This window comes from Streptomyces sp. DSM 110735 (genome assembly GCF_016482685.1).
GTDB lineage: Bacteria > Actinomycetota > Actinomycetes > Streptomycetales > Streptomycetaceae > Streptomyces.
Window position 1 is genome coordinate 176,684 of record NZ_JACYHF010000002.1, and the last position, 24,343, is coordinate 201,026.

Below are 24,343 nucleotides of genomic sequence, written 5' to 3' on the forward strand. Positions count from 1 at the left end.
GGGGAGACCGGTTCGCAGGACACCGGGGGACGGTCCGGTCCTCGCCGTGTGACACCCGCGCCGACGGGCCACCGCGCCACGCGATGACGCCCGGCCGCGCCCAGGACCTGGAGGTTCCCGTGAACAGCGCCGACGGCTGGGGGGACGACGTCTACCAGCCCGACCCTTCCGACATCCCGGAGGACGCCGGGCCGCTCGACGCCGACGACACCCTGATTTCCGACGGCGTCGCCGACCCGCTCGACCGGGGCTGGTCCCCGCCGGAGCGGCCGTGGGCGGTGGAGCACGACGGCGTGACGGCGGCGGAGCGCCAGGCCGGGGAGACCCTCGACCAGCGGCTCGCGGAGGAGCTGCCGGATTCCGCGGCGCCCGACGGTGACGGCCTCGGCGACTACGACGGCGGTGACGGCGAACTGTTGGACAACGAGGTCGGTCGCCTCCGCTCCGGCCGACTGGTCGCCCCCGACGAGGGGACCCACGAGGACGACGAGAGCGCGCTCGTGGCCACCGACGTCGGCATCGACGGCGCCGCCGCCAGCGCCGAGGAGGCCGCGGTGCACATCGTCGACGAGGACTCCTTCCCCGGCTGATCCGCCCGCACCCCGCCCCACCGCCCCGCGTGAGGAGCCGCCATGCAGCAGGACAAGCACCCCGAGTACCGCCCCGTGGTCTTCCGCGACCGGGCCGCCGGGTACGCCTTCCTCACCCGGTCCACCGCGGTCAGCGAGCAGACCATCGAGTGGGACGACGGCGAGACCTACCCCGTGGTCGACGTGGAGATCTCCTCGGAGAGTCACCCCTTCTACACGGGGAAGGCCCGCACCGTGGACACCGAGGGCCGCGTCGCCCGCTTCGAGCGCCGGTACGGCGGGGGCGACTCCGGCGAGGCGACCTGAGAGCGAGCCGCGCGTCAGATCACGTTGAGGGCCGCCGCGCAGCCCACGCCGCCGAGCACCATGAAGACGGGCATCAGCACCTTGATCTCGACCCAGCTCCCGGCCCGGAACCGCATGACCTTCGGCGGACCCACCGGGTACCAGCGCTTGCGTCCGACCGGGATGGGCCACAGGATCGGGCAGCCGGAGACGGTCAGCGCGTCCCCGATGTCGTGAATCAGCGCGCCCAGGATGATCGGCAGGCCCAGCCACATGTACTCCTGGCCGTGCGCGTCGAACAGCCAGCGGGAGCCGTTGCCGTCCTTGTCCAGCATTCCCGCCAGGATCCAGGCGCTGGTCGCGGCGAGCAGCCAGACCAGGACATCGCTGCTGGAGCCACGGGCCGCGCGCCACAGCAGACCCTCGATGGCCAGCACCATGTGCACGAAGAGGATCGCCAGCACCGCCCAGCGGCCCCAGAGGACCGCCATCCCCGAGCAGGCGGCTCCGAGCATGACCGCCCACAGCCAGGTGTGGGTGAGCGTGCGGTGCCCGCCCGAGCGGCGCGCGTCGCCCGGCTTGCGGGTCGCCTTGTAGACGGCGTACGACAGCTTGTCGACGACTTCGCAGACTCTGCGCGACACCGGGCCGAACGAGCGCGAGATGGTGGCCGCCTTGTGGTCGAGGTCCGGGGCGAGCGCGGCACCCGCGCAGATCAGGGCGCCCACCAGCAGGACCGGCCAGGGCATCGGGTGGCAGAAGGCCGCCGTGGCGGCTCCGACGCCGAGCCAGGCAGCGGCTCCCGACAGTGAGTGTGCTGGTCCCATCATGGCCGCTTTCCGCCCCATTCCTCGTGTACCACTGTGCAGTTGACCGGGAGCGTTGACGCTCCGTCGGCGACACAGCGTAGCTGCCATGATCATGGAGGCGACAGCCGATTCCCCGGTTGGCGCTCGGGCCAGGCAAGATGGGGGCGTGACCCTCATCGATCAGTTGCCGCCGACGGCCGACCCCGACGCCCTGTACGAAGCCTTCGAGTCGTGGGCCGACGAGCGCGGTCTCACGCTCTACCCCCACCAGGAGGAGGCGCTGATCGAGGTAGTCTCCGGGGCGAACGTGATCGTCTCGACGCCCACCGGCTCGGGCAAGAGCATGATCGCCGCGGGCGCCCACTTCGCCGCGCTGGCCCGTGACGAGGTCACCTTCTACACCGCTCCGATCAAGGCCCTGGTCTCGGAGAAGTTCTTCGAGCTGTGCAAGCTCTTCGGCACCGATAACGTCGGCATGCTCACCGGCGACGCCTCGGTGAACGCCGACGCGCCCGTGATCTGCTGCACCGCCGAGATCCTGGCGTCTATCGCCCTGCGCGACGGCAAGAACGCGGACGTCGGCCAGGTCGTGATGGACGAGTTCCACTACTACTCGGAGGGCGACCGCGGCTGGGCCTGGCAGATCCCGCTGCTCGAACTGCCCCAGGCGCAGTTCATCCTGATGTCGGCGACCCTCGGTGACGTCTCCTTCTTCGAGAAGGACCTCACCCGCCGCACCGGTCGGCCCACCTCGGTGGTCCGCTCGGCCACACGCCCCGTGCCGCTCTCCTACGAGTACCGGCTCACCCCGCTCACCGAGACCCTGACCGACCTGCTGGAGACCAAGCAGGCCCCGGTGTACATCGTGCACTTCACGCAGGCACAGGCCGTGGAGCGGGCGCAGGCGCTGATGAGCATCAACATGTGCACGCGCGAGGAGAAGGAGCGGATCGCCGAGCTGATCGGCAACTTCCGCTTCACCACCAAGTTCGGCCGCAACCTGTCCCGTTACGTACGGCACGGCATCGGTGTGCACCACGCCGGCATGCTGCCCAAGTACCGGCGCCTGGTGGAGAAGCTGGCCCAGGCAGGTCTGCTGAAGGTCATCTGCGGCACGGACACCCTCGGCGTGGGCGTCAACGTGCCCATCCGCACGGTGCTGTTCACCGCACTGACCAAGTACGACGGCAACCGGGTGCGCACGCTGCGGGCGCGCGAGTTCCACCAGATCGCGGGCCGGGCGGGCCGGGCGGGCTTCGACACCGCCGGTCTCGTCGTCGCGCAGGCGCCCGAGCACGTCATCGAGAACGAGAAGGCTCTCGCGAAGGCGGGCGACGACCCGAAGAAGCGCCGCAAGGTGGTGCGCAAGAAGGCTCCCGAGGGCTTCGTCGGCTGGACGGAGAACACCTTCGAGAAGCTCATCGCCTCCGAACCCGAGCCGCTGACCTCGCGGTTCCGCGTAACGCACACCATGCTGCTGTCGGTGATCGCCCGGCCCGGCAACGCCTTCGAGGCGATGCGCCACCTCCTCGAGGACAACCACGAGCCGCGCAAGCAGCAGCTCCGGCACATCCGCCGGGCCATCGCGATCTACCGCTCGCTGCTGGACGGCGGGATCGTCGAGAAGCTCGACAGGCCGGACGCCGAGGGCCGCATCGTGCGTCTCACGGTCGACCTCCAGCAGGACTTCGCGCTCAACCAGCCGCTGTCCACGTTCGCGCTCGCCGCGTTCGAGCTGCTCGACCCCGAGTCGCCGTCCTACGCCCTCGACATGCTGTCCGTGGTCGAGTCCACGCTGGACGACCCGCGCCAGATCCTGGTCGCCCAGCAGAACAAGGCGCGCGGCGAGGCCGTGGCCGCCATGAAGGCGGACGGCGTCGAGTACGAGGAGCGCATGGAGCGCCTCCAGGACATCACGTACCCGAAGCCCCTGGAAGAGCTGCTCTTCCACGCGTACAACACCTACCGCAAGAGCCACCCGTGGGTCGGCGACCACCCGCTGTCGCCCAAGTCGGTTGTCCGTGACATGTACGAACGGGCGATGTCGTTCACGGAGTTGGTGTCCTTCTACGAACTCGCCCGCACCGAGGGCATCGTGCTGCGCTACCTCGCCGGCGCCTACAAGACCCTCGACCACACCATCCCGGACGATCTGAAGTCCGAGGACCTCCAGGACCTCATCGAGTGGCTCGGCGAGATGGTGCGCCAGGTGGACTCCAGCCTGCTGGACGAGTGGGAGCAGTTGGCCAACCCGGCGGAGATGACCGCCGAGGAGGCCCAGGAGAAGGCCGACCAGGTGAAGCCGGTCACCGCCAACGCGCGGGCCTTCCGCGTCCTGGTCCGCAACGCCCTCTTCCGCCGGGTGGAGCTGGCCGCCCTCGACCAGGTCGAGGAACTGGGCGAGATGGACGCCGAGGCCGGCTGGGACGCCGATGCCTGGGGCGAGGCCATGGACAAGTACTGGGACGAGTACGACGACCTCGGCACCGGACCCGACGCCCGTGGCCCCAAGCTGCTGGTGATCGAGGAGGAGCCGCAGAACAAGCTGTGGCGCGTCCGCCAGATCTTCGACGACCCCAATGGTGACCACGACTGGGGCATCAGCGCGGAAGTCGACCTCGCCGCCTCCGACGCGGAGGGCCGTGCGGTCATCCGTGTCACCGATGTCGGCCAGTTGTGAACAACAGGAGAACCCACCGATGACGAACCCGGCCGAGAGCCTGGTAGACCTGCTCGACCTGGAGCAGATCGAGGTCAACATCTTCCGTGGCCGCAGCCCGCAGGAATCCCTCCAGCGGGTCTTCGGCGGCCAGGTGGCCGGCCAGGCGCTGGTCGCCGCCGGGCGCACCACCGAAGGCGACCGCCCCGTGCACTCGCTGCACGCGTACTTCCTGCGGCCGGGTCGCCCCGGCGTGCCGATCGTGTACCAGGTGGAGCGCGTCCGCGACGGACGCTCGTTCACCACCCGGCGGGTCACGGCCGTGCAGCAGGGCCGCACGATCTTCAATCTGACCGCCTCCTTTCACAAGCCCGAGGAAGGACCGTTCGAGCATCAACTCCCGCCGGCCCGTGAGCTGCCGGACCCGGAATCGCTGCCGCCGGTCGCCGAGGAGATCCGCAAGCATCTGGGCGCGCTGCCGGAAGCCCTGGAGCGGATGGCGCGCCGCCAGCCCTTCGACATCCGCTATGCCGACCGGCTGCGCTGGAACCCGGAGGAGATCAACGGCGCCGAGCCCCGCAGCGCGGTCTGGATGCGCGCGGTCGGACCGCTGGGCGACGATCCGCTGGTGCACACCTGCGCGCTGACCTACGCGAGCGACATGACCCTCCTGGACGCGGTTCGCATCCCGGTCGAACCCCTGTGGGGACAGCGGAGCTTCGACATGGCGTCGCTGGACCACGCCATGTGGTTCCACCGGCCGTTCCGCGCCGACGAGTGGTTCCTGTACGACCAGGAGTCCCCGATCGCGATCGGCGGCCGGGGTCTGGCACGCGGCCGTATCTACGACCAGCAGGGGAATCTGCTGGTGTCGGTCGTCCAGGAAGGTCTCTTCAGGTCCCTCTGAGGCAGGTGCGAGTCCCGTCGGAACGCCTGGTGCTCGCTGCCCCGGCGTTCCGGGAACGTCGGCCGCGCAGCCATGCCAGCAGCCTCCGGCGTTCCCGCGCCGCTTCCGGAGTCTGCGGGCGGACGAGGGATCCGGGCCGTCGGGGCATCGAGGCGGGGCTCGGGCGGGGCGAGCGCCTTCGCGTCTCCTGCTTCCGTGAACCGCCCCGGGTTTCCGTCAGGGCCTGCTCCAGGTCCGCGCGCAGCCACCTGATCTCGTCGGGGTCCTGCGCTGTCATGAGCTCCTCGGCGAGGTCAGCGGACGGGGTGCCCGGGGCGCCGTGGCGGGGCGGCACGGGGCGGAGCCGGTCCAGACGTGCCCGCTCGGCGGGACTCTCGGTGACGGCCGCGACCTCGTCGGGCGGAAGCAGGGCCGCCAGGGCTCCGGCTCGTGCCCACGGGTCGCCTTCCGCGTCCCGCAGCAGGAAGCCGAGATGGCGGCCGCGCCAGTTGCGGGCGCGCAGGTCGACACCCGCCGCCACCTGGCTTCTCAGCGTCTCGGGTGTCCGGCCCTCCAGGAGATGGGCGTTCACCTCGCGTGCCGCGAACTCCTCGACTTCTTCGGCGAGATACTGCCAGACGACGACCCGGTAGCGGTTCAGATAGAAACGCACCGGCACCAGCAGCCCCAGTCGGGCGAGCCGGGCGAAGCGGCCCGGGGAGATGCCCATGAGCGCTGCGGCTCCGGTCGTGGTAACGAGCCGTACGCGCGCTCGGAGCGTTTCTGGGAAGCCGTCCTCTGCACGGATGCGTTCGATCTCCGCGCGCTCGACGCGGCGGCCACTGCCGCTCTCGTCACGCACGGTCCGGATGCGGCCAAGCTGGGCGGCGAGTTCGAACTCGGCGCGGTTGAGGCACAGTTCCCGTGCGGCGCGACTCGGCGTGCAGGTGGTCGGGGTCTGTGAGCTGGTCAGGCTCGGTGAGGTCAGGGTGGTTCCCGGCATGGTCGTACTCCCCCGTGGAGTGTGTGGCTCACGCCCTGTGCGTTCGCCGTGCACACACCGTAGCCGGTTCCTCGCGATGCGTGGCAGCCCTGTGGATAACTCCAGTTGACGCAGTAAAGCCGCAGGTCAGAGGTCTGCCACTGGAGTGTGCTCGGGTCGGCGGGCGTCCACCTGGAGGTGTTCTCCGACCCGGTTGACGAGCACCGTCATCTCGTAGGCGATCTGTCCGATGTCCGCCTCGGCCCCGCTGAGGACGCACAGGCAACTGCCCGAGCCCGCAGCGGTGACGAACAGTACGGCGTCGTCGAATTCGATCATCGTCTGGCGGACCCTGCCGGCCCCGAAGTGCCGGCCCGATCCCTTGGCAAGGCTGTGCAGGCCGGAGGCCACGGCGGCGAGGTGCTCCGCGTCCTCCCGCCGAAGTCCCGTGCTGGCTCCGGTGACCAGGCCGTCGTTCGACAGGACCAGTGCATGACGAACGTGGTCCACGCGCTCGGTCAGATCGTCAAGAAGCCAGCCAAGTCCTTGGTTATGCCCCATGTTCCGTCTCCCCGTGCGACCTCTCCCCCTGGCCGGAGGATCTATCCGCCAGCCTTCCCCACCTCCGGCGTCCGGGCAAGCAGGATGGGCGTATGGCACAGAAGATGACCGACGAGGAATGGCGGGCGTTCGTCTCGTACGGCACCCGAACCGGCAAGCTGGCGACGGTCAGGGCGGATGGGAGCCCCCATATCGCCCCGATCTGGTTCCTGCTGGACGGTGACGAGCTGGTCTTCAACACCGGCAAGGAGACCGTGAAGGGGCGAAATCTCGCCCGTGACAGCCGCGTCGCCCTGTGCGTGGACGACGACCGGCCGCCCTACTCCTTCGTGGTGCTCAACGGTGACGCCCGTCTGACGGAGGATCTGGACCAAGTGCGCCACTGGGCCACCCGGATCGCCGCTCGGTACGTGGGCGAGGAGCGGGCCGAGGAGTTCGGCGCCCGCAACGGCGTTCCGGGCGAGCTGCTGGTCCGGGTCTCCATCGGCCATGTGGCCGCGATGAAGGACATGACGGACTGAGGATCCCTCAGCCCGTCACCGCCCGAGGCGTCGGCGCGTCAACACACCGACGCCTCGACTCACCGCGCCTCGGACCACCGCGCCTCAGCTCACCGAGTCGAGCAGCCGGGCGGTGTGCATCCGCCCGGCGTACTCGACAAGGCGGATCAGCACCTCCTTGCCGGAGTCCCGGTCCCGCGCGTCGCACAGCACCACGGGCGTGCCCGAGTCCAGGTCGAGGGCGCGGGAGACGTCGTGGGCGCCGTAGGAACGGGCGCCGGGGAAGCAGTTGACGGCCACCACGAACGGGATGCGCCGGTGCTCGAAGTAGTCGACCGCCGGGAAGCAGTCCTCGAGGCGGCGGGTGTCGGCGAGGACCACAGCACCGAGGGCACCCTGCGACAGCTCGTCCCACAGGAACCAGAACCGGTCCTGCCCCGGCGTCCCGAAGAGGTAGAGGGCGAGGCCGGAGCGGATGGTGATGCGGCCGAAATCCATGGCGACGGTCGTCGTGGTCTTCTGGTCCACGCCGCCGGTGTCGTCCACCAGCCGCCCCGCCTCGCTGAGCATCTCCTCGGTGCGCAGCGGCCGGATCTCGCTGACGGAGCCGACCAGGGTGGTCTTGCCGACGCCGAATCCGCCCGCGACAAGTATCTTCAGCGCCAGGGCGGAGCTGTCGTCAGCGGCGTCGGAGTGCTCAGAGGACATGATCACTTCTCTCAGGAGGGCCGGCTGCGGTCGACGTGCTCGGAGCGTGGGGTCAGCATCATGACAACTCCGGTACCACTGCGGGCGTTCGGACTGAAAAGCACTCGAAGTGACTGATTCCCCTCCGAATGGTTGCCGAATGCGTACGGAACGGCGTAGGGACGAGCCCCGGGCTGGTCGTGAACGTTCATCTACAGCGCCCGCAATCCCTCGATGACCTCGCGCAGAATCCGTTCGTCCGGCAGTCGGGCAGGCGGAACCGGGCGGCTGACGGTGACGCAGCCCAGCTCCAGGAGGTCCCCGAGGAGCACCCGGACCACGCCGACCGGGAGGTCCGCGTCCGCCGCGAGTTCGGCGACCGACTGCGTCTCCGTGCGGCACAGCTCGATCAGGGTCCGGTGCTCGGGGCCGAGCGCGGTCCCGTCGTCCGTCCCGGGTGCGGCGGGGTCGAGGGTGACGAGCGCGATCAGGTCGAAGGCCACTCCCGTCGGGCCGGGCTGCGTGCGCCCGCCGGTCATGGCGTAGGGGCGGACCAGGGGCCCGGCCTCGCCGTCGTACCACTGGCTGCCCTGCTCCCCCAGGGCGCCTGGCGGGTTCTCGGTCATCCGTGCCGACCCTTCCGGTTCATCCTGCGGCGGGCGGCCGCGCCATGATGCGCGGAGCCGAGGAGAGGTGTTCGCCCACCCGCTTGACCAGGCGCGCCATCTCGTAGGCGACCAGGCCGATGTCGGCGGTGACGGCTGTGAGGACCGCCAGACAGGAGCCGTCGCCCGCGGCCGCCACGAAGAGGAAGGCGTCGTCCATCTCCACCATGGTCTGGCGCACGCCGCCCGCGCCGAAGTGCCGTCCCGCGCCCTTGGCGAGGCTGTTGAATCCGGAGGCCACGGCGGCCAGATGCTCCGCGTCGTCCCGGCCGAGGCCGCTGGAGGCGCCGACCGCCAGGCCGTCGTTGGAGAGGACGACCGCGTGGCGCACTTCGTGCACCCGCGTCACCAGGTCGTCCAGCAGCCAGTCGAGTTCGCCGGAGCGCTGCGCGCCCGTTCTGTTCGAGTTCTGGATCATGCCGGGTCTCCTTCGGTGCTGTCGCTGCCCGTACGGGGCTCCTGGGCGGCGCGGCCGGGCCGTCTGCCGCCGCCGCGCGTCCATCCGTCGCGGTAGGCCGCCATCCGCTGCCGTACGAGTTCGGGGGTGCGTGAGTCGTCCGCCTCGGGTTCGGGTTCCGGCGCCGCCTCTTCGGGGCGCTGGTGGCGGAGCTGGGGGACGAGGTTCGCCTGGCGCACGCGGCGCGGGAGGTCGTCCGTGGGCTCGGAGTCGGTCGGTGGGTGGTGCGGCCTCAAGGTGCTGACTCCGGTAAGCGGTGGTTCGGGCGCCGGAGTGGGCGCGGGCGGGGCGGTGACGGCCAGAGCGGGGCGGTCGGCCAGGGCGGAGCGGTCGGCCAGGGCGGAGCGGTCGGCCAGGGCGGGGCGGTCGGCGGGGGCGGCCACCGCGGGCGGGGGCGTCGGCGCCTCGGGCACGCGCGCGTACTCGGGGCGCGGTTCCTGGAGCGCCGGGGGTTCCTCGGTGGCCGGTTCCTCGGGGCCGTTGTGCACGAGGGCGGTGGGCAGCAGGACGACGGCGGTGGTGCCGCCGTACGGTGAGGTGCGCAGGTGCACCTTGATGCCGTGCCGGGAGGCGAGCCTGCTGACCACGAAGAGTCCGAGGCGGTCGGTGTCGAAGAGGTCGAGTGCCTCAGACTGCTCGATGCGCCGGTTGGCGTCGGCGAGGACGTCGGGACCCATGCCGAGCCCGCGGTCCTCGACCTCCAGGACGTAGCCGTTGCCGACGGGTTCGCCGGAGACGCGCACACGGGTGTGCGGCGGCGAGAACTGCGCGGCGTTCTCCACCAGTTCGGCGAGCAGGTGGGTGAGGTCGGCGACGGCCGCGCCGACGACGGAGGCGGCGGGGAGCTGGCGCACCTCCACGCGCGCGTAGTCCTCGACCTCGGACACGGCGGCGCGGACCACGTTGGTGAGGGAGACCGGCATACGCCAGGCGCGACCGGGTGCCGCTCCGGAGAGGATGATCAGACTTTCGGCGTGGCGCCGCATTCGCGTGGTGAGGTGGTCCAGGCGGAAGAGGTCGCTCAGCTCGTCCGGGTCGTCGGAGCGCCGCTCCATGCTGTCCAGCAGGCTGAGCTGGCGGTGCACCAGGACCTGGCTGCGCCGGGCGAGGTTGACGAAGACGCCCGAGATGCCGCTGGCGAGTTCGGCGCGCTCCATGGCGGCGCGCAGGGCCGCGCGGTGCACGGTCGTGAGAGCCTCGGCGACCTGGCCGGTCTCGTCCTCGGCCGGGGGCCCGGCGGGTGCCTCCGCCCGGATGTCGATCTCCTCACCGGCGCGCAGCTTTCGCATGGCGGCGGGGAGTTTGCGGCGGGCGATCTCCAGAGCGTCGTTGCGCAGGCTCACCAGCTCGACCACCAGGCCGCGGCCGATGCGGACGGAGATCACCAGCGAGGCGATGACCGCCGCGAGTCCGAAGAGCACGGCGGCGCCCGCGGGGCTGAGCAGTCCGCCGGTGAACGGGTCGGTGCGGCCCGCGACTTCCCGGCTCGTGTCGGCCGCGACGGAGGACATGCCCTCCTGCACGCGCGCGTACGCGACGGTCCAGGCCGACCCGGAGGACGAGTCGACCGTCCTGGCGTCGGCGCCCGCGGCGAGAACGTCGTCCTCGCTCGCCGTGAGCGACGTGTAGGCGCTGTCGCTCACGACACGGTTCCAGGCGGCGCGTTGGGCGGCGGGCAGGTCCGCCACGGCCGTGTCGGTCAGAGCGCGGCGGGTGGTCACGGCGGCGTCGAACAGCCGAAGCCGTTCGCCGCGCAGCGCCGTGGTCGGGCGGGTACCGGCGACGAGGGCGTTCTCCTGAGCCAACGATTCGGCGGCGCGCGAGAACTCCAGGAGCACGCGCGCGTCGGAGCCGGTGTCGGACTGCTGGATGCCGGTGAGGGCGCCGTCCACGGCGAAGGCGCCGCCGATGGTCTTCGTGTACTGCTCGTACGCCTGGTTCCAGCCGGTCGTGCGGTCGAGTACGGACGACCGCAGCGTGCGCAGTTGTTCGGCGCCCTCCACGAAGGCCGTCAGGCGGCTGCCCACCACGGAGGGCAGTTCCTGACCGGCGGCGACGGTGCTGTCGTCGCCGAGGCGCAGCGCGGCCACCGCCCGGTCGGTGCGGGACACCAGGGTGCGCAGGTCGTCGGCGTGGGCCGCGCTCGGATCGTTCGCGTACCGGACGGCGGCGGTCCGTTCGTTCTGGAGGGCGGTGACGGCGGTCGCGACCGGGCTGCGCAGTTCGTCGTCCACGCGCTGCGACTGGCGCAGCCGGGTGACGTCCTGGGCGGTGGTGACGGTGGCGTACGCCCACAGGGCGAGCAGGGAGACGACGGGCACCATCAGCAGGCAGACCACCTTGGCGCGCACCGTGCGCGGGCGCATGTGCCAGCGGCCCGAGCGCGGGGGCATGTGGTCCGGCGGGAAGTCGAGGAGCGCGTCCAGGGGCTCGTCGGCGGGCGGTCCGGCGTGCGCGCGGCGACCGCGTCGCGGGGGCGGCGCCTGCGTCGACTCAGCGGCCTGTGGGGTGCTTCGGGGTGGGCGCATGGCCTCCTCGCTCGGGACGTGGTTCGGTGCTGTCGGGGCGGGGCTGCCGCTAGCGGGCGGCGCTCTCGACGGGCCGTTGTTGGGCGGTGGCGGACGCCGCGCGCTCGTCGGCCGTGGGTGAGAGGGCCACGAAGGCCGAGGTGATGAACAGGTAGGAGCCGAGGCCGACGGCGAGCGGGAAGATGAACTGCATCGCCGTCGCTCCGGGCAGCGGCGCGCCCGAGGGGTCGACCCGCACGCTCACGGCGAACATCCCGCTGTAGTGCATGCTGCTGACGGCGGCTCCCATGACCAGGGAGGCGAGGGTCACCGCGAGGGGTGACTTGATGTTGAGACCCGCCCACAGCGCCGCGGTCGCGGCCACGACGGCGATCACCACCGAGAGTCCGACCAGGGCGGGGTCGTAGGTCACGTGCCCGTGCAGCCTCACCGCCGCCATGCCGAGGTAGTGCATGGCGGCGACGCCGAGACCGGTGGTGAGACCGCCGATCAGGAGCGCCCGGTTGCGGTCCTTGCTGTAGCCGACGGCGAAGACACCGGCACACACGACGACCATGGCGACGACGAGGCTGAGAATGGTCAGGGGCACGTCGTATCGGATGTCGGTGCCGCTCACTCGGAAGCCGAGCATGGCCACGAAGTGCATGGTCCAGATGCCGGTGCCGATCGCGGAGGCGGCCGTGACGAGCCAGTTGCGGCGCGCGCGTCCGGTGGTGGCGAGCGCGCGCACGGTGCAGCGCAGGCCGAGCGCGGCACCTGTGCAGGCCATCGCGTACGACAGTGCGGGTGTCAGCCAGCCGAAGGCGGCGTGGTCCATATGTCCCATGGCCCACGGACGCTAGCCGTAGCGGGGGCGTGCGCAGGGGGCGCGTTTCGAAAGGTGTCACAACATGACGCAAACGCTGTCGCACCATGACACAGAGTTGCGACGAACGGGTCCTATCGTGCTCGATCAGGTGCGCGGCGGCGTCATCGGTTCCGGTGAGAGATCATGCGGAACATGAGTGACGACCACACACACGTCCAGGAGTTCTTCGGCGCCCGGGCGGCCGGCTGGGACAGCAAGTTCCCCGACGACGGACCCGCCTACGAGGCGGCGGTGGCCGACCTCGGGCTGCGCGAGGGCGACCGCGTGCTGGACGCGGGCTGCGGTACGGGACGCGCGCTGCCGTTCCTGCGGTCCGCCGTCGGGTCGAAAGGGGCGGTGATCGGCGCCGATCTGACCCCGGCGATGCTCCGGGCCGCGGTGGACGCGGGCCGGGACCGCGACGCGGCACTAGTGCTCGCCGATGTCGTCGCGCTGCCGCTGCGCTCGGAGTCGCTGGACGCCGTCTTCGCCGCGGGGCTGATCGCGCACTTGCCGGAGCCCGCCGAGAACCTGCGGGAGCTGGCCCGTGTGGTGCGGCCCGGCGGGCTGCTCGCGCTGTTCCACCCCATCGGCCGGGCGGCGCTGGCGGCACGCCAAGGGCGGGAACTCACCCCGGCCGATCTGCGCGCCGAGGCCAATCTGGGGCCGCTGCTCGCGGGTTCGGGCTGGCGCATGACGTCGTACGTCGACCAGGACGACCACTTCCTGGCCCTGGCGGTACGCGAGCCCTGAGGCGCCGCGGGACACACGTGGGGGTGACGCGGCGACAACCGGTGCCCGCGCGAACTCCGCTCACTCCGACGCGTCGGCCGCCGGAGCCTTCGTGTGCCGTACCGGGCAGCCGCCCAGCCCCGGCACGGGCCAGGTTCCCAGCTCGGCAGGGCGATAGCCGCCCGGGTAGCTTCTGACCTCCCAGTTCTGGCGGGCGAAGTGCGGGGCGCGGCGCGGTGGCAACAGCCGGACCAGGCGGCCGCGCGTGCGCACGACGCGGCGTACGAGCGCGATTGTCGACTCACCGGGCGCTTCGTACCGGAAGGCGCGCAGCAGCGGCTCGTCCAGCAGCGCGAGCGTGGCCGTGCGCAGCAGGGGTGCGAGAGGGCCGGGGTACCAGGACGCCATCAGGTCGAGGGTGGCGTCGGAGACCTGCCGGGAACGCTCGTCCCAGCCGAAGTGGGCCGCTTCGTAGGAGTCGAGCAGGTCCTCGAACTCCTCGTAGGTCTCCGGGATGCCGGAGATTCCCAGGTGTCGGCCGAAGGTGCGGTAGTACTCGGTGGTGGCGACGACCTCGTGCCGGGACAGGCGCCGCCAGCCGTAGGCGTCGATCCAGCGCCGGGGCATCACGACGAAGGTGGACAGGACGTAGCGCACGTCCTCGTCGCTGATGTCGTAGGCGCGGTGCATCTGGTTGATCCGGCGGATCGCGGTGCGGGCCTGGTCGGCGGCGAAGCCGTGTTCCATGACGGTGTCGAGGAGCAGCGCGGTGTCGTCGTAGCGCTTCTGCGTGCGGTCGGTCAGCTCCGCCGTCTCCGCCAGCAGGCGTCCGATGCTCGGGACGGCGTAGGTGCGGAACAGGGCGAGTTCCAGCGCTCGGGTGTAGTCCCAGGGGAATTCGAACGCAGCACTGAGCCGGTAGATCTCGTGGGCGTCGGCGACGGGGTCCAGCCGCCGGATCTCCTGGAGCCGCGCGAACCGTTTCACTGACATGTCCCCTTCTGCCGTTGAATCTCCAACTCTACGGTGAACAGCGGCAGATGCTCGATCGGCGACTACCCCGGTCAGGGGAAAGGCGGTCCGCGTGTTCGACACGATCCGCAGGTACGCGGCCAAGTTCCACAGCACCTCCTCACAGGTGAAGCCCGTGGGGAGCCCCGCACGGCGCACCCCCAACTTGTTCGAGGCGGCGGCCGCCTATGTGGTGGCGCGCGCCGAGGACGATCAGGACGGGATGGACGAGGCGTCGGCCTGGGTGTCGCCGGAGGCTCTGTCCTTCGGGGTCAACGAGCTGGCGTGTCGTGCCGTCGTCAGTCTCGCCCGGGAGCGGTCCATGTCTCCCCGTGCGGTCGCCCGTGACCTCCTCGGCCTGCCCGCGGTGTGAAAGACGGCGGTGACGGACAGGGGATGATTCGCCCCTGTCCGGGCGGAAAACCGCAGCTCCGGGTGGTGCGCGCACTCGTGACAACCCTCTCCTGCTCCCACTAGGGTGCGCGCCACGGACGAACCACTGGGGAGGCTGAGATGGCCGGGACGGACGAGGAAACCGTCGCCTCCAGCGACGCGCTGTTCGTACTCACGGCGGTGCTGCTGACACCGGCACAGTTCCCCAGCGTGCTGGGTGACGACTATCCGGAGGCGTGCGCGGCACTGGGACTGGCGCCGTGCGCCGACGGGTACGGACTGGTCCTCGGCCAGGACGGCGAGGGAGCCCGCTGGACGGCGGTGATCGACGACGTGTCGCTGGTCGCCGTGGCCATCGCGTCCTGGGACTGCGGTATGGAGTACGACCTCTCGCCGGACGAGCGGACGATCGTGGCGGCGCTGCCCGGCTGGCCCCTCGCCGTCGCCGTCGCGGCACCCGATGTGCCCGCACCGCACGACCCGTCCCCCGAGGACGGTGGCATGGAACCGCTCGTCCCGCCCGACGCCACGGTCTGGGGACCGGCGCAGCGGCGTCTCGGAGCCGACGAGATCGCGCTCCAGTGGGCGACATGGCGGAACAAGTTGACCGGCGGCGTCTTCGCCACGTCGAACGATTCGGCGGCAGAGGCCGAGTCCGCGCCCCCGGCCGAGGAGCGCAAGCCGAAGAGCGGGCATCCGGGAGTCCGGCGGGTGCTGGCGGAGGCGCGTGCGTACCTCGATTCACCGCCGCCGCTCGGCCGGGTCCGCTCGGCGTTCGCCCCCGGTGACGCCCGGACGCTGCGCGCGGACGGTCCGGGCTGGTCGATCGTGGCCCGCACCGACGACATCGCCTTCGTCCTCCTAGACGAGAAGCCCGGCGAGGTACTTCCGGTGGGCCGTGGTCCGGAGCTTCCCGGCCTGCTGGAGGCGCTGGACAAGATGGCCGTCCGGCCCAACTGATCCGACGGCGGACACTCCCGACGGCACCGGAGGTACCGCGCCACCCGCGCCAGCGCGGCCTCCAGTGCCCGGTCCGCCCACGGCCGGCTCGGCGAGAGGATGGACGCGGCTCGCGTCAGCGGCCCAGCTCCTTTCGCGTGACCCGGCGCAGCCTCCGCCGCTGCGAGGGGTCCAGTGCCAGATAGGCCGCTGCCGGGACTCCCACGATGATCAGAAGCGCCACCCACCAGGGCAGCCATATGAGTAAGATCAGCCCGACGGCCAGACCACCCACCGCGATCTTCGCGTTCCTGGACATGAGCGTCGCCTCCTTCGTCGCAGCCACTGCCGCTCTCTGCATGGGAAACGGCTCCGCGAGCGCCGCGGTTCCGGCCCCCGCCCCTGAGACATCCCTGAGAAGCCCCTGAGACGCAATCTCGGGGGCCCATCAGGGACTACGAGGACGGTGAGCCGGGTACACACCCGCGTTTCGAACCCGGCGCGGGTATTTCAGCCCCGCGCGCCGAGCAGGTGGTCCATCGCCAACTGGTCCAGCCGCTCGAAGGCCATGCCGCGCGCACCGGCGGACTCGACGTCGAAGTCCTCGAACGCGGTGCGGTCGGCGAGCAGCGCGTCCAGGCCGTCCGCCGCCGTCGGCTGGGCGAGCTGGTCGAGACGCGAGGCGCGCAGGGCCTCCTGGACCTCCGGATCGGCCCGGAAGGCGGCGGCACGGTCCTTCAGGATCAGGTAGTTGCGCATGCAGCCGGCCGCCGACGCCCACACCCCGTCGAGGTCCTCGGTCCGCGGCGGCTTGAAGTCGAAGTGGCGGGGACCGTCGTAACCGGCGCTCTCCAGCAGGTCGACGAGCCAGAAGGCGGACCGGAGGTCTCCGGCGCCGAAGCGCAGGTCCTGGTCGTACTTGATGCCCGACTGGCCGTTGAGGTCGATGTGGAAGAGCTTGCCCGCCCACAGCGCCTGGGCGATGCCGTGCGGGAAGTTGAGCCCGGCCATCTGCTCGTGGCCCACCTCGGGGTTGACGCCGTACAGCTCGGGCCGCTCCAGGCGCTCGATGAAGGCGAGGGCGTGGCCGACGGTCGGGAGCAGGATGTCGCCGCGCGGCTCGTTCGGCTTGGGCTCGATGGCGAAGCGGATGTCGTAGCCCTGGGCGGTGACGTACTCACCGAGGAGGTCGAACGCCTCCTTCATCCGGTCCAGCGCGTTCCGCACGTCCTTGGCCCCACCGGACTCGGCACCCTCGCGGCCGCCCCAGGCGACATAGGTCCGGGCGCCGAGTTCCACGGCGAGGTCGATGTTGCGGATGGTCTTGCGCAGGGCATAGCGGCGCACGTCGCGGTCGTTGGCGGTGAAACCGCCGTCCTTGAAGACCGGGTGCGTGAAGAGGTTGGTGGTGGCCATCGGCACGGACATGCCGGTGGCGTCGAGTGCCTGCCGGAAGCGCTTGACGTGCGACTCGCGTTCGGTCTCCGAGGCTCCGAACGGGATGAGGTCGTCGTCGTGGAACGTGACCCCGTGGGCGCCCAGCTCGGCCAGGCGCTGGACCGTCTCGACCGGGTCGAGGGCACGGCGGGTGGCGTCGCCGAAGGGGTCCTTGCCCTGCCAGCCGACGGTCCACAGACCGAAGGTGAACCTGTCCTCGGGGGTGGGCTGGTAACTCATGTCGCGGCTCCTTCGCTGCGCACGGCTATTTCGTCATGGCCGTTTACAAATTAGTATGCGAACACATCTCTGGGAAGAGACAAGGTGTCTCGGACAGTGAGGCGGGCTTCGACAGGTGCCGTGCGGCTTCGACGTAAGTGCGAACCATGCCGGTGCCGGGACCGCTCGCCGTCCGTCCCGCAGAGCCGCGGAAGAGGAGAGCCCGATGTCAGCAGCCGAGGGTCCGCTCGTCGTCGGCGTGGACACGTCCACGCAGTCCACGAAGGCGCTGGTCGTCGACGCGGCGACCGGGGAGGTGGTGGCGAGCGGTCAGGCGCCCCACACGGTGTCCTCCGGCGAGGGACGGGAGAGCGATCCGCGCCAGTGGTGGGCGGCCCTGTGCGAGGCGCTTCACCAGTGCGGCGACGCGGCGCGCGAGGCGGCGGCCGTGTCCATCGGCGGCCAGCAGCACGGCCTGGTCACGCTGGACGGACAGGGTGAACCGGTGCGGCCCGCCCTGCTGTGGAACGACGTCCGTTCGGCACCGCAGGCCCGCCGTCTCGTGGACGAGCTGGGCGGTCCGAAAGCCTGGGCGGAGCGCACGGGAAGCGTGCCGGGCCCCTCGTTCACGGTGACGAAGTGGGCATGGCTGGCCGAGCACGAGCCCGAGGCGGTCCGCGCCACCAAGGCGGTGCGGCTCCCCCACGACTACCTCACCGAACGCCTCACCGGTCAGGGCACCACCGACCGGGGCGACGCCTCCGGCACCGGCTGGTGGGCGTCCGGGACGGAGACGTACGACGCGGAGACCCTGGCTCACGTGGGGCTCGACCCGGCGCTGCTGCCGCGCGTCGTGCGTCCCGGCGAGGTGGCCGGCACCGTTCGCGACAGCCATGATCTGCCGTTCTCCAAGGGCACGCTGGTCGCGCCGGGCACGGGCGACAACGCGGCCGCCGCACTTGGTCTGGGACTGCGTCCGGGCACCCCCGTGCTGAGCCTCGGCACCTCCGGCACGGTGTACGCCGTCTCCCGGCACCGGCCCGCCGATCCGACCGGTACGGTCGCCGGTTTCGCCGACGCGCACGGGGACTGGCTGCCGCTGGCCTGCACCCTCAATTGCACGCTCGCGGTGGATCGGATTGCCGCCCTGCTGGGCCTGGACCGTGAGGCCGTGGAGCCGGGCACCTCGGTCACCCTGCTCCCGTATCTGGACGGCGAGCGCACACCGAACCTGCCGCACGCCTCCGGCCTGCTGCACGGGCTGCGCCACGACACGACCGCCGGTCAACTGCTCCAGGCCGCCTACGACGGCGCCGTCCACTCCCTGCTCGGCGCCCTCGACCTGGTGCTCGACCAGGACGCCGACCGCACCACTCCCCTGCTGCTGATCGGCGGCGGCGCGCGCGGCACGGCCTGGCGGCAGACGGTACGCAGGCTGTCGGGCCGTCCGGTCCAGATCCCCGAGGCCAGGGAGTTGGTCGCGCTCGGCGCCGCCGCCCAGGCGGCGGGCCTGCTGACCGGTGAGGACCCCGCGTCGGTTGCACGGCGCTGGAACACGGCGGCCGGACCGGTGCTGGACCCCGTCGAGCGGGACGAGGCCGCCCTCGCCCGGATCTCCGGGGTACTCTCCGACGCGGCCCCGCTGCTGGAGCGGGGTACGGAACGCGGCTGAGCGGAACGGGTCGGCCGCGAACCCGCTTATCAGCGGCACACCATGGACGCCGTGAACCGACGGACCACCATGGCGGCACAAAGGAACACCGAGGAAACGACGGAGGCATGACCGCACCGCTGCCCGACGCGCGCCCGCCGAGGACGGGGCGCGCGCTGCCGGACACCCAGCACGGCATACGCCGACGCAACCTGGGGCGCGTCATGCACGCCGTCAGCGCGGATGGCCCGCTGTCCCGGGCCGCGGTCGCCTCCCGCATCGGCCTGACCCGGGCGGCCGTCTCGACCATGGTCGACGACCTGATCCGCTGGGAACTCCTGGAAGAACTGGGCCCGGAGCGACCCGGTCGCGTGGGGCGACCGGGATCGGCGCTCGCGGTGAGCGGGCGCGGCCCGGCCGGCATCGGTGCCGAGGTCGGCGTGGACCACCTCGCCGTCTGCGCCGTCGACCTGCGCGGCAGGGTGCGTGCCCGGGCGGTGCGCCACGGCTCCAACCGGGGGCGTGCTCCCGAACCGGTGACAGAGGAACTCACCGAGCTGATCCGCCGGGTCGTGGCGGAGGCGGAACGGGACGGTCTGTGGGCCGCGGGGCTCGCGGTGGCCGTGCCCGGTCTGATCGCCCGCGACGGCCGCACGGTCGTGCGCGCGCCGAACCTCGGCTGGCAGGGCACGGACCTCGGCGCGCTGCTGCCCGCCGAGCTGTCCCCCACCGTCGACAACGAGGCGAACTTCGGCGCTCTCGCCGAGCTGTGGCTCGGCGTCGGCACTCCCCCCGACTTCCTGCATGTGTCGGCGGAGATCGGCATCGGCGCGGCGGTCGTCGTGGACGGAGACCTGCTGCGCGGTACGCGGGGATTCGCGGGCGAACTGGGCCATGTGCCGGTGCGGCCCGACGGACCCGACTGCCCCTGCGGCGGCCGTGGCTGCCTGGAGCAGTACGCGGGCGAGGAGGCGGTACGGCGGGCGGCCGGGATCGAACCGCACGAGGAACTGGTCGGGCTGCTCGCGGAGCGCGCCGAATCGGGCGACCAGGCCGTACGCGGCGCGCTGAGCGACGCCGGAACGGCGCTGGGGATCGCCCTGACCGGAGCGGTCAACCTCCTCGACCCCGAGACGGTCGTCCTCGGCGGAGCCCTGGCCGGTCTCTCGCCCTGGCTGCTGCCCTCGCTGGAGGCGGAGTTGCGCGGTCGCACAGCCGGTCCGGCATGCCCGGTGACCGTGTCCGCGCTCGGTCCGGAGGGGCCGCTGCTCGGCGCGGCCCATGCCGTGGTGCGAGCGGTGCTGGACGATCCGGCGGTCGTGGCGGAACGGTTCTGACGGGGCGTTTCCCAGGGCCGGCGTTGCGACGCGGTGGCCGATGCCGCTTGGTCCTGCAGTGACTTGGTGCGCGGCTTGATGCCCCTTGTGGGTCTGCCGAAACTCACTCGTTCAGGCGGCCGAGTTGTCCACAGCACCGGCGCCGTCCACGGAAACGTCGCACGCTCTTCTGCGCAACTCGCCCTCGCCGTACCGTGATTAACACGAGGCGCGACCGCCGGACCAGCCCGGCGTGCCCCACTTCGCACGAGGAACGCACACGCACGGCATCGAGGAACGACACGCGTCGGGCAGCACAGCCACTCCGGTGAGCCGGACGCATGCCGGTGGGCAACCCGGGAGGCCCAATCCCCTCGACCGTCGCGCGTGGCACTGAACTGCTCGCACACAGCGGGGATACACACGTGAGAGCCGTTCGCGTGTGCGGCGTCGTCGGCGGCGGTCGGCCATGGCCTCGGAACGCGATCCGGTACCGGTCCGACGACCGGTTTCCGATCGGCTGTGCCCAACTTCCCACCTTCAGAAAGGCATCGGACGATGGACAAGAAGCGGCACCTTCACCACCTCAGCCGACGCGGCATCCTGAAGGGTGCGGCACTCGCCGCCGTTCCCTACGCCCTGCTGTCCGGTCCCCCAGCGAGCGCGCAGCCCTCCCAGGACTATCCGGACGGGGAGTGGTATCCGGCGAACAGCGCCAACTACACCGTTTCCAGCCGCCCTTCCGCCTACAAGATCGATCGTGTGATCATCCACGTCACTCAGGAGACCTACATCGGCGCGTTGAACGTCTTCAGCAACCCCGCGAAGCAGGTGTCCGCGCACTATGTCGTCCGCTCCGCGGACGGTCACGTCGCCCAGTGCGTCCGGGAGTCCGACATCGCCTGGCACGCGGGCAACTGGGACTACAACACCCGCAGCATCGGCATCGAGCACGAGGGCTGGGTGGATCAGCCCTCCTACTTCACCAACGCGCTCTACGAGCAGTCCGCGCGGCTGACGGCGACGATCTGCGCCAAGTACGGCATCCCGAGAGACAGAGAGCACATCATCGGCCACTACGAGGTTCCCGGCACCGATCACACCGACCCGGGGGTGAACTGGGACTGGGTCCGCTACATCAGACTGGTCAATTTCGCCTAGTCCCACGTCATGCCGGTTGTCCGAGTCGGCACCGCGCGTGACGATGATCCCAGCCGTTCCATCGTCCCGGGGAGGACGAGTTGACCGATCAGTGGGTGGCCCTGGAGTCCGGAGCCGACCCGGCCGAGCGGGTCAGGTCGCTGCGCCAGGCGCACGAGAAGTTCACCACGGCGGGCACGGTGCCACAACGGGTGCGGTCGGTGGTCGCGGAGTCCTGGCGGCGCAGCGCGCGGGCGGGTGTGCGGGTCGACGGCACGGCGAACGTGGAGCTGACCGACGGTGACCTGGGCGTCTATCGTGCCGAGCATCCACTGGCCCGGGTGATGCCGTTGTTCAGAGAGCTGCTGGGCACGTTCGCCGCCGACGGCGAGCATCTGCTGGCGGTGTGCGACGCGCACGGCAGACTCCTGTGGGTCGAGGGGCATCCGGCGACCCGGCGTCAGGCGGACCGGATGAACTTCGTACCGGGTGCGCTCTGGTCGGAGACCGCCGTCGGGACCAACGCGCCCGGCACCGCCGTGGCCGTGGACCGGGCGGTCCAGGTCTTCTCCGCCGAGCACTTCATAAGGCGTGTGCAGCCGTGGACGTGCGCGGCCGCGCCGGTGCACGATCCGCGCACAGGGCGGGTCCTCGGCGCCGTGGACATCACCGGCGGCGATCGGCTGGCGCATCCGCACAGCCTGGGCTTCGTGCAGGCGGTGGCACGGGCGGCCGAATCGCACCTGGCCCTCCTCGGCCCGCCGGGCAACGCCGAAGACGCTCCGTTCCTGAGCGCGCTGGGGCGTGACGAGGCGCAGCTCCGCCTGGGCGACGGGCCTCGGATCGGGCTCAGCCGACGGCACAGCGAGATCCTCGTGCTGCTGGCCCGCCACCCCGAGGGCATGACCGGCGACGAGCTGCTGTGCGCCCTCTACGCGGACGAGTCGGTGACGCCGGTGACACTGCGCGCCGAACTGGCCCGGCTGCGTCGGCTGCTGAAACCGGGGCTCCTGGCCTCACGTCCGTACCGGCTGACGGCTCCGGTGGAGTCCGATGTCGCCGTGGTGGAACGCAGGCTGGAGGCGGGTGCGCTCACCGCGGCGTGCCGCGCCTACGGCGGTCCGCTCCTGCCGGGCTCGCAGGCGCCCGCGGTCGTGCGGCTCCGGCGACGGCTCGCCGCCGCTCTGCGGACGGCGCTGATCACGCACGGCGATCCGGATCTGCTCGCCGACTGGGCGCACGCTCCGTGGGGCGAGGTCGATCTGCCGGTGTGGCGAGCGCTGGCGGCGGTTCGGCCGACGGCTCCGGTACGAGCGCGGCTCGCGGCCCTGGAGGCCGAACTGGCCGCACCCGCGACGATGGTCCGGCGGCCACCCCGGGCCCGCACACCCGCGCTGACCAGCAACGCAACATATGTGCAACGTCCGCCCGTCTAGTTTTCTCAGCGAGAGCCGTCCAACGGCGGGCGGCACTTCACCGGGAGGCAGAGCAGCATGACCCGATACGCGACGCCCGGCTCCGAGGGCTCGATCGTCTCCTACCAGCCGCGCTACGACCACTTCATCGGCGGTGAGTACGTCCCGCCTGCGCGCGGCCAGTACTTCGACAACCCCTCGCCGGTCAACGGGCAGCCGTTCACCGAGATCGCGCGCGGTACGGCGGAGGACGTCGAGCGGGCGCTGGACGCGGCGCACGCGGCGGCGCCCGGCTGGGCCCGTACGTCGGTGACGGAGCGTTCGGACATCCTGCTGAAGATCGCCGACCGCATGGAGGCCAACCTGGAGGCCCTGGCGGTGGCCGAGACCTGGGAGAACGGCAAGCCGGTCCGCGAGACGCTGGCCGCCGACATCCCGCTCGCCATCGACCACTTCCGGTACTTCGCGGGTGCCATCCGCGCGCAGGAGGGCTCGCTCGGCGAGATCGACGACGACACCGTGGCGTACCACTTCCACGAGCCGCTCGGCGTGGTCGCGCAGATCATCCCGTGGAACTTCCCGCTCCTGATGGCGTCCTGGAAGCTGGCCCCGGCGCTCGCCGCGGGCAACGCGGTCATCCTCAAGCCCGCCGAGCAGACCCCGGCGTCCATCCACTACTGGATCAGCCTCGTCGCCGACCTGCTGCCGCCGGGCGTGCTGAACATCGTCAACGGCTTCGGGGTGGAGGCGGGCAAGCCACTGGCCTCCAGCCCCCGCGTGGCGAAGGTGGCGTTCACCGGCGAGACCACGACCGGGCGGCTGATCATGCAGTACGCCTCGGAGAACATCAAGCCGGTCACCCTGGAGCTCGGCGGCAAGTCGCCCAACATCTTCTTCGACGACGTGTGGCTGCACGACGACGACTTCCGCGACAAGGCGCTCGAGGGTTTCACGATGTTCGCCCTCAACCAGGGCGAGGTCTGCACGTGTCCGTCCCGCGCGCTCGTCCAGCGCGGTCACTACGCCGAGTTCATCGAGGCCGCCGTCGCCCGCACCAACCTCATCAAGCCGGGGCACCCCCTCGACACCGACACGATGATCGGCGCCCAGGCGTCGAACGACCAGTTGGAGAAGATCCTCTCCTACCTGGACATCGGCCGCCAGGAAGGCGCCAAGGTGCTCACCGGCGGCGAACGCGTCGAGTACGAAGGCGAGCTGAAGGGCGGTTACTACGTCCAGCCGACCATCTTCGAGGGCGACAACCGTATGCGGATCTTCCAGGAGGAGATCTTCGGCCCGGTCGTCTCGGTCACGTCGTTCGGCGACTTCGACGACGCCATGAAGCTGGCCAACGACACCCTCTACGGCCTCGGCGCCGGCGTCTGGACCCGCGACATCAACACCGCCTACCGCGCCGGCCGCACCATCCAGGCAGGCCGAGTCTGGACCAACTGCTACCACGCCTACCCGGCCCACGCCGCCTTCGGCGGCTACAAGCAGTCCGGCATCGGCCGCGAGACACACAAGATGATGCTGGAGCACTACCAGCAGACGAAGAACATGCTGGTGTCGTATTCGCCGAAGAAGCTGGGCTTCTTCTAGGCGCAGAAGAAGGGCGCCTGACCAGGGCAGAT

The 24,343-nt window shown here is 71.1% G+C and carries 24 protein-coding genes; 13 read left to right on the top strand and 11 right to left on the bottom strand.

Translation table 11 applies throughout. From position 1 onward, the window contains the following. Positions 1 to 119 precede the first annotated feature (119 nt). A complete protein-coding gene (locus tag IF655_RS03605; protein ID WP_199582021.1) occupies positions 120 to 590 on the top strand; it encodes a DUF5709 domain-containing protein in 471 nt (156 codons plus the stop codon). Positions 591 to 632: 42 nt separating this feature from the next. Beyond that, entirely contained in the window at positions 633 to 896 is a 264-nt protein-coding gene (locus tag IF655_RS03610) for a type B 50S ribosomal protein L31 (protein WP_199582022.1), read from the top strand. A gap of 14 nt (positions 897 to 910) precedes the next feature. Here IF655_RS03610 and IF655_RS03615 read toward each other — a convergent pair whose 3' ends face one another. Beyond that, positions 911 to 1,705, bottom strand: coding sequence for a metal-dependent hydrolase (locus IF655_RS03615; protein WP_199582023.1), 795 nt, complete (start codon positions 1,703 to 1,705; stop codon positions 911 to 913). Positions 1,706 to 1,850: 145 nt separating this feature from the next. Here IF655_RS03615 and IF655_RS03620 point away from each other — a divergent pair, with 145 nt between their 5' ends. Both IF655_RS03620 and IF655_RS03625 read left to right on the top strand, forming a co-directional pair. Next, positions 1,851 to 4,364, top strand: a complete 2,514-nt coding sequence (locus IF655_RS03620; protein ID WP_199582024.1) for an RNA helicase — start codon at positions 1,851 to 1,853, stop codon at positions 4,362 to 4,364. Between the two features lie 19 nt (positions 4,365 to 4,383). Next, complete coding sequence (locus IF655_RS03625) at positions 4,384 to 5,250, top strand: acyl-CoA thioesterase II (protein ID WP_199582025.1); 867 nt, start codon at positions 4,384 to 4,386, stop codon at positions 5,248 to 5,250. Here IF655_RS03625 and IF655_RS03630 read toward each other — a convergent pair. Both IF655_RS03630 and IF655_RS03635 read right to left on the bottom strand, forming a co-directional pair. After that, positions 5,237 to 6,232 carry a DUF6397 family protein gene (locus IF655_RS03630; RefSeq protein ID WP_199582026.1) on the bottom strand — a complete coding sequence of 332 codons (996 nt, stop codon included), beginning with the start codon at positions 6,230 to 6,232 and terminating at the stop codon, positions 5,237 to 5,239. The two genes, IF655_RS03625 and IF655_RS03630, sit on opposite strands and share 14 nt — an antisense overlap. Positions 6,233 to 6,358: 126 nt before the next feature. Further along, positions 6,359 to 6,772 carry a roadblock/LC7 domain-containing protein gene (locus IF655_RS03635; RefSeq protein WP_199582027.1) on the bottom strand — a complete coding sequence of 138 codons (414 nt, stop codon included), beginning with the start codon at positions 6,770 to 6,772 and terminating at the stop codon, positions 6,359 to 6,361. Between the two features lie 92 nt (positions 6,773 to 6,864). Between IF655_RS03635 and IF655_RS03640 the strand changes: the two genes are divergently transcribed. Beyond that, positions 6,865 to 7,293, top strand: a complete 429-nt coding sequence (locus tag IF655_RS03640) for a PPOX class F420-dependent oxidoreductase (protein ID WP_199582028.1) — start codon at positions 6,865 to 6,867, stop codon at positions 7,291 to 7,293. Between the two features lie 84 nt (positions 7,294 to 7,377). Here the strand turns inward: IF655_RS03640 and IF655_RS03645 are convergent, their stop codons facing one another. From IF655_RS03645 to IF655_RS03665, 5 genes are all read right to left on the bottom strand, one after another. Beyond that, a complete protein-coding gene (locus tag IF655_RS03645) occupies positions 7,378 to 7,980 on the bottom strand; it encodes an ATP/GTP-binding protein (RefSeq protein WP_199582029.1) in 603 nt (200 codons plus the stop codon). Between the two features lie 191 nt (positions 7,981 to 8,171). Beyond that, positions 8,172 to 8,585, bottom strand: a complete 414-nt coding sequence (locus IF655_RS03650) for a DUF742 domain-containing protein (protein ID WP_199582030.1) — start codon at positions 8,583 to 8,585, stop codon at positions 8,172 to 8,174. 19 nt (positions 8,586 to 8,604) lie between these two features. Continuing rightward, positions 8,605 to 9,042: a roadblock/LC7 domain-containing protein gene (locus tag IF655_RS03655; protein ID WP_199582031.1), complete on the bottom strand. Its 438-nt coding sequence runs from the start codon at positions 9,040 to 9,042 to the stop codon at positions 8,605 to 8,607. Beyond that, positions 9,039 to 11,609 (bottom strand): nitrate- and nitrite sensing domain-containing protein, encoded by a 2,571-nt coding sequence (locus IF655_RS03660; protein ID WP_199582032.1) that lies wholly within the window; start codon positions 11,607 to 11,609, stop codon positions 9,039 to 9,041. Before IF655_RS03660 ends, IF655_RS03655 begins: the two co-directional genes overlap by 4 nt. Positions 11,610 to 11,658: 49 nt before the next feature. Next, complete coding sequence (locus IF655_RS03665; protein ID WP_199582033.1) at positions 11,659 to 12,435, bottom strand: MHYT domain-containing protein; 777 nt, start codon at positions 12,433 to 12,435, stop codon at positions 11,659 to 11,661. Positions 12,436 to 12,609: 174 nt separating this feature from the next. Here IF655_RS03665 and IF655_RS03670 point away from each other — a divergent pair, with 174 nt between their 5' ends. Further along, entirely contained in the window at positions 12,610 to 13,209 is a 600-nt protein-coding gene (locus IF655_RS03670; protein WP_199582034.1) for a class I SAM-dependent methyltransferase, read from the top strand. A 60-nt stretch (positions 13,210 to 13,269) separates the two neighbouring features. Here IF655_RS03670 and IF655_RS03675 read toward each other — a convergent pair whose 3' ends face one another. Next, positions 13,270 to 14,175: an oxygenase MpaB family protein gene (locus IF655_RS03675; protein ID WP_199582349.1), complete on the bottom strand. Its 906-nt coding sequence runs from the start codon at positions 14,173 to 14,175 to the stop codon at positions 13,270 to 13,272. A 151-nt stretch (positions 14,176 to 14,326) separates the two neighbouring features. Here IF655_RS03675 and IF655_RS03680 point away from each other — a divergent pair, with 151 nt between their 5' ends. Beyond that, positions 14,327 to 14,572, top strand: a complete 246-nt coding sequence (locus tag IF655_RS03680) for a hypothetical protein (protein ID WP_374100169.1) — start codon at positions 14,327 to 14,329, stop codon at positions 14,570 to 14,572. Between the two features lie 140 nt (positions 14,573 to 14,712). Further along, positions 14,713 to 15,552 (top strand): hypothetical protein, encoded by an 840-nt coding sequence (locus IF655_RS03685; RefSeq protein WP_199582036.1) that lies wholly within the window; start codon positions 14,713 to 14,715, stop codon positions 15,550 to 15,552. Between the two features lie 115 nt (positions 15,553 to 15,667). Here IF655_RS03685 and IF655_RS03690 read toward each other — a convergent pair whose 3' ends face one another. Beyond that, positions 15,668 to 15,850, bottom strand: a complete 183-nt coding sequence (locus IF655_RS03690) for a hypothetical protein (RefSeq protein ID WP_199582037.1) — start codon at positions 15,848 to 15,850, stop codon at positions 15,668 to 15,670. Between the two features lie 191 nt (positions 15,851 to 16,041). Then, a complete protein-coding gene (xylA, locus tag IF655_RS03695) occupies positions 16,042 to 17,208 on the bottom strand; it encodes a xylose isomerase (protein WP_199582038.1) in 1,167 nt (388 codons plus the stop codon). 205 nt (positions 17,209 to 17,413) lie between these two features. On the opposite strand from xylA, the gene xylB reads away from it, so the two are divergent. The 5 genes from xylB to adh all read left to right on the top strand — a co-directional run bounded on the left by xylB (position 17,414) and on the right by adh (position 24,311). Beyond that, positions 17,414 to 18,859, top strand: a complete 1,446-nt coding sequence (gene xylB / locus IF655_RS03700; protein ID WP_199582039.1) for a xylulokinase — start codon at positions 17,414 to 17,416, stop codon at positions 18,857 to 18,859. Positions 18,860 to 18,966: 107 nt separating this feature from the next. Further along, positions 18,967 to 20,175, top strand: coding sequence for an ROK family transcriptional regulator (locus IF655_RS03705; protein WP_199582040.1), 1,209 nt, complete (start codon positions 18,967 to 18,969; stop codon positions 20,173 to 20,175). A gap of 537 nt (positions 20,176 to 20,712) precedes the next feature. After that, entirely contained in the window at positions 20,713 to 21,315 is a 603-nt protein-coding gene (locus tag IF655_RS03710; RefSeq protein WP_199582041.1) for an N-acetylmuramoyl-L-alanine amidase, read from the top strand. An 80-nt stretch (positions 21,316 to 21,395) separates the two neighbouring features. Further along, entirely contained in the window at positions 21,396 to 22,730 is a 1,335-nt protein-coding gene (locus tag IF655_RS03715; RefSeq protein ID WP_199582042.1) for a GAF domain-containing protein, read from the top strand. A 57-nt stretch (positions 22,731 to 22,787) separates the two neighbouring features. Then, a complete protein-coding gene (gene adh / locus IF655_RS03720) occupies positions 22,788 to 24,311 on the top strand; it encodes an aldehyde dehydrogenase (protein WP_199582043.1) in 1,524 nt (507 codons plus the stop codon). Positions 24,312 to 24,343: the final 32 nt, after the last annotated feature.

Coding starts and splice junctions, on each gene's coding strand:
- IF655_RS03705 (WP_199582040.1), top strand. CDS start 18,967: ATGACCGCACCGCTGCCCGACGCGCGCCCGCCGAGGACGGGGCGCGCG.
- adh (WP_199582043.1), top strand. CDS start 22,788: ATGACCCGATACGCGACGCCCGGCTCCGAGGGCTCGATCGTCTCCTAC.
- IF655_RS03645 (WP_199582029.1), bottom strand. CDS start 7,980: ATGTCCTCTGAGCACTCCGACGCCGCTGACGACAGCTCCGCCCTGGCG.
- IF655_RS03610 (WP_199582022.1), top strand. CDS start 633: ATGCAGCAGGACAAGCACCCCGAGTACCGCCCCGTGGTCTTCCGCGAC.
- IF655_RS03660 (WP_199582032.1), bottom strand. CDS start 11,609: ATGCGCCCACCCCGAAGCACCCCACAGGCCGCTGAGTCGACGCAGGCG.
- xylA (WP_199582038.1), bottom strand. CDS start 17,208: ATGAGTTACCAGCCCACCCCCGAGGACAGGTTCACCTTCGGTCTGTGG.
- IF655_RS03710 (WP_199582041.1), top strand. CDS start 20,713: ATGGACAAGAAGCGGCACCTTCACCACCTCAGCCGACGCGGCATCCTG.
- IF655_RS03655 (WP_199582031.1), bottom strand. CDS start 9,042: ATGATCCAGAACTCGAACAGAACGGGCGCGCAGCGCTCCGGCGAACTC.
- xylB (WP_199582039.1), top strand. CDS start 17,414: ATGTCAGCAGCCGAGGGTCCGCTCGTCGTCGGCGTGGACACGTCCACG.
- IF655_RS03630 (WP_199582026.1), bottom strand. CDS start 6,232: ATGCCGGGAACCACCCTGACCTCACCGAGCCTGACCAGCTCACAGACC.
- IF655_RS03690 (WP_199582037.1), bottom strand. CDS start 15,850: ATGTCCAGGAACGCGAAGATCGCGGTGGGTGGTCTGGCCGTCGGGCTG.
- IF655_RS03635 (WP_199582027.1), bottom strand. CDS start 6,772: ATGGGGCATAACCAAGGACTTGGCTGGCTTCTTGACGATCTGACCGAG.
- IF655_RS03625 (WP_199582025.1), top strand. CDS start 4,384: ATGACGAACCCGGCCGAGAGCCTGGTAGACCTGCTCGACCTGGAGCAG.
- IF655_RS03640 (WP_199582028.1), top strand. CDS start 6,865: ATGGCACAGAAGATGACCGACGAGGAATGGCGGGCGTTCGTCTCGTAC.
- IF655_RS03670 (WP_199582034.1), top strand. CDS start 12,610: ATGAGTGACGACCACACACACGTCCAGGAGTTCTTCGGCGCCCGGGCG.
- IF655_RS03685 (WP_199582036.1), top strand. CDS start 14,713: ATGGCCGGGACGGACGAGGAAACCGTCGCCTCCAGCGACGCGCTGTTC.
- IF655_RS03650 (WP_199582030.1), bottom strand. CDS start 8,585: ATGACCGAGAACCCGCCAGGCGCCCTGGGGGAGCAGGGCAGCCAGTGG.
- IF655_RS03615 (WP_199582023.1), bottom strand. CDS start 1,705: ATGATGGGACCAGCACACTCACTGTCGGGAGCCGCTGCCTGGCTCGGC.
- IF655_RS03665 (WP_199582033.1), bottom strand. CDS start 12,435: ATGGGACATATGGACCACGCCGCCTTCGGCTGGCTGACACCCGCACTG.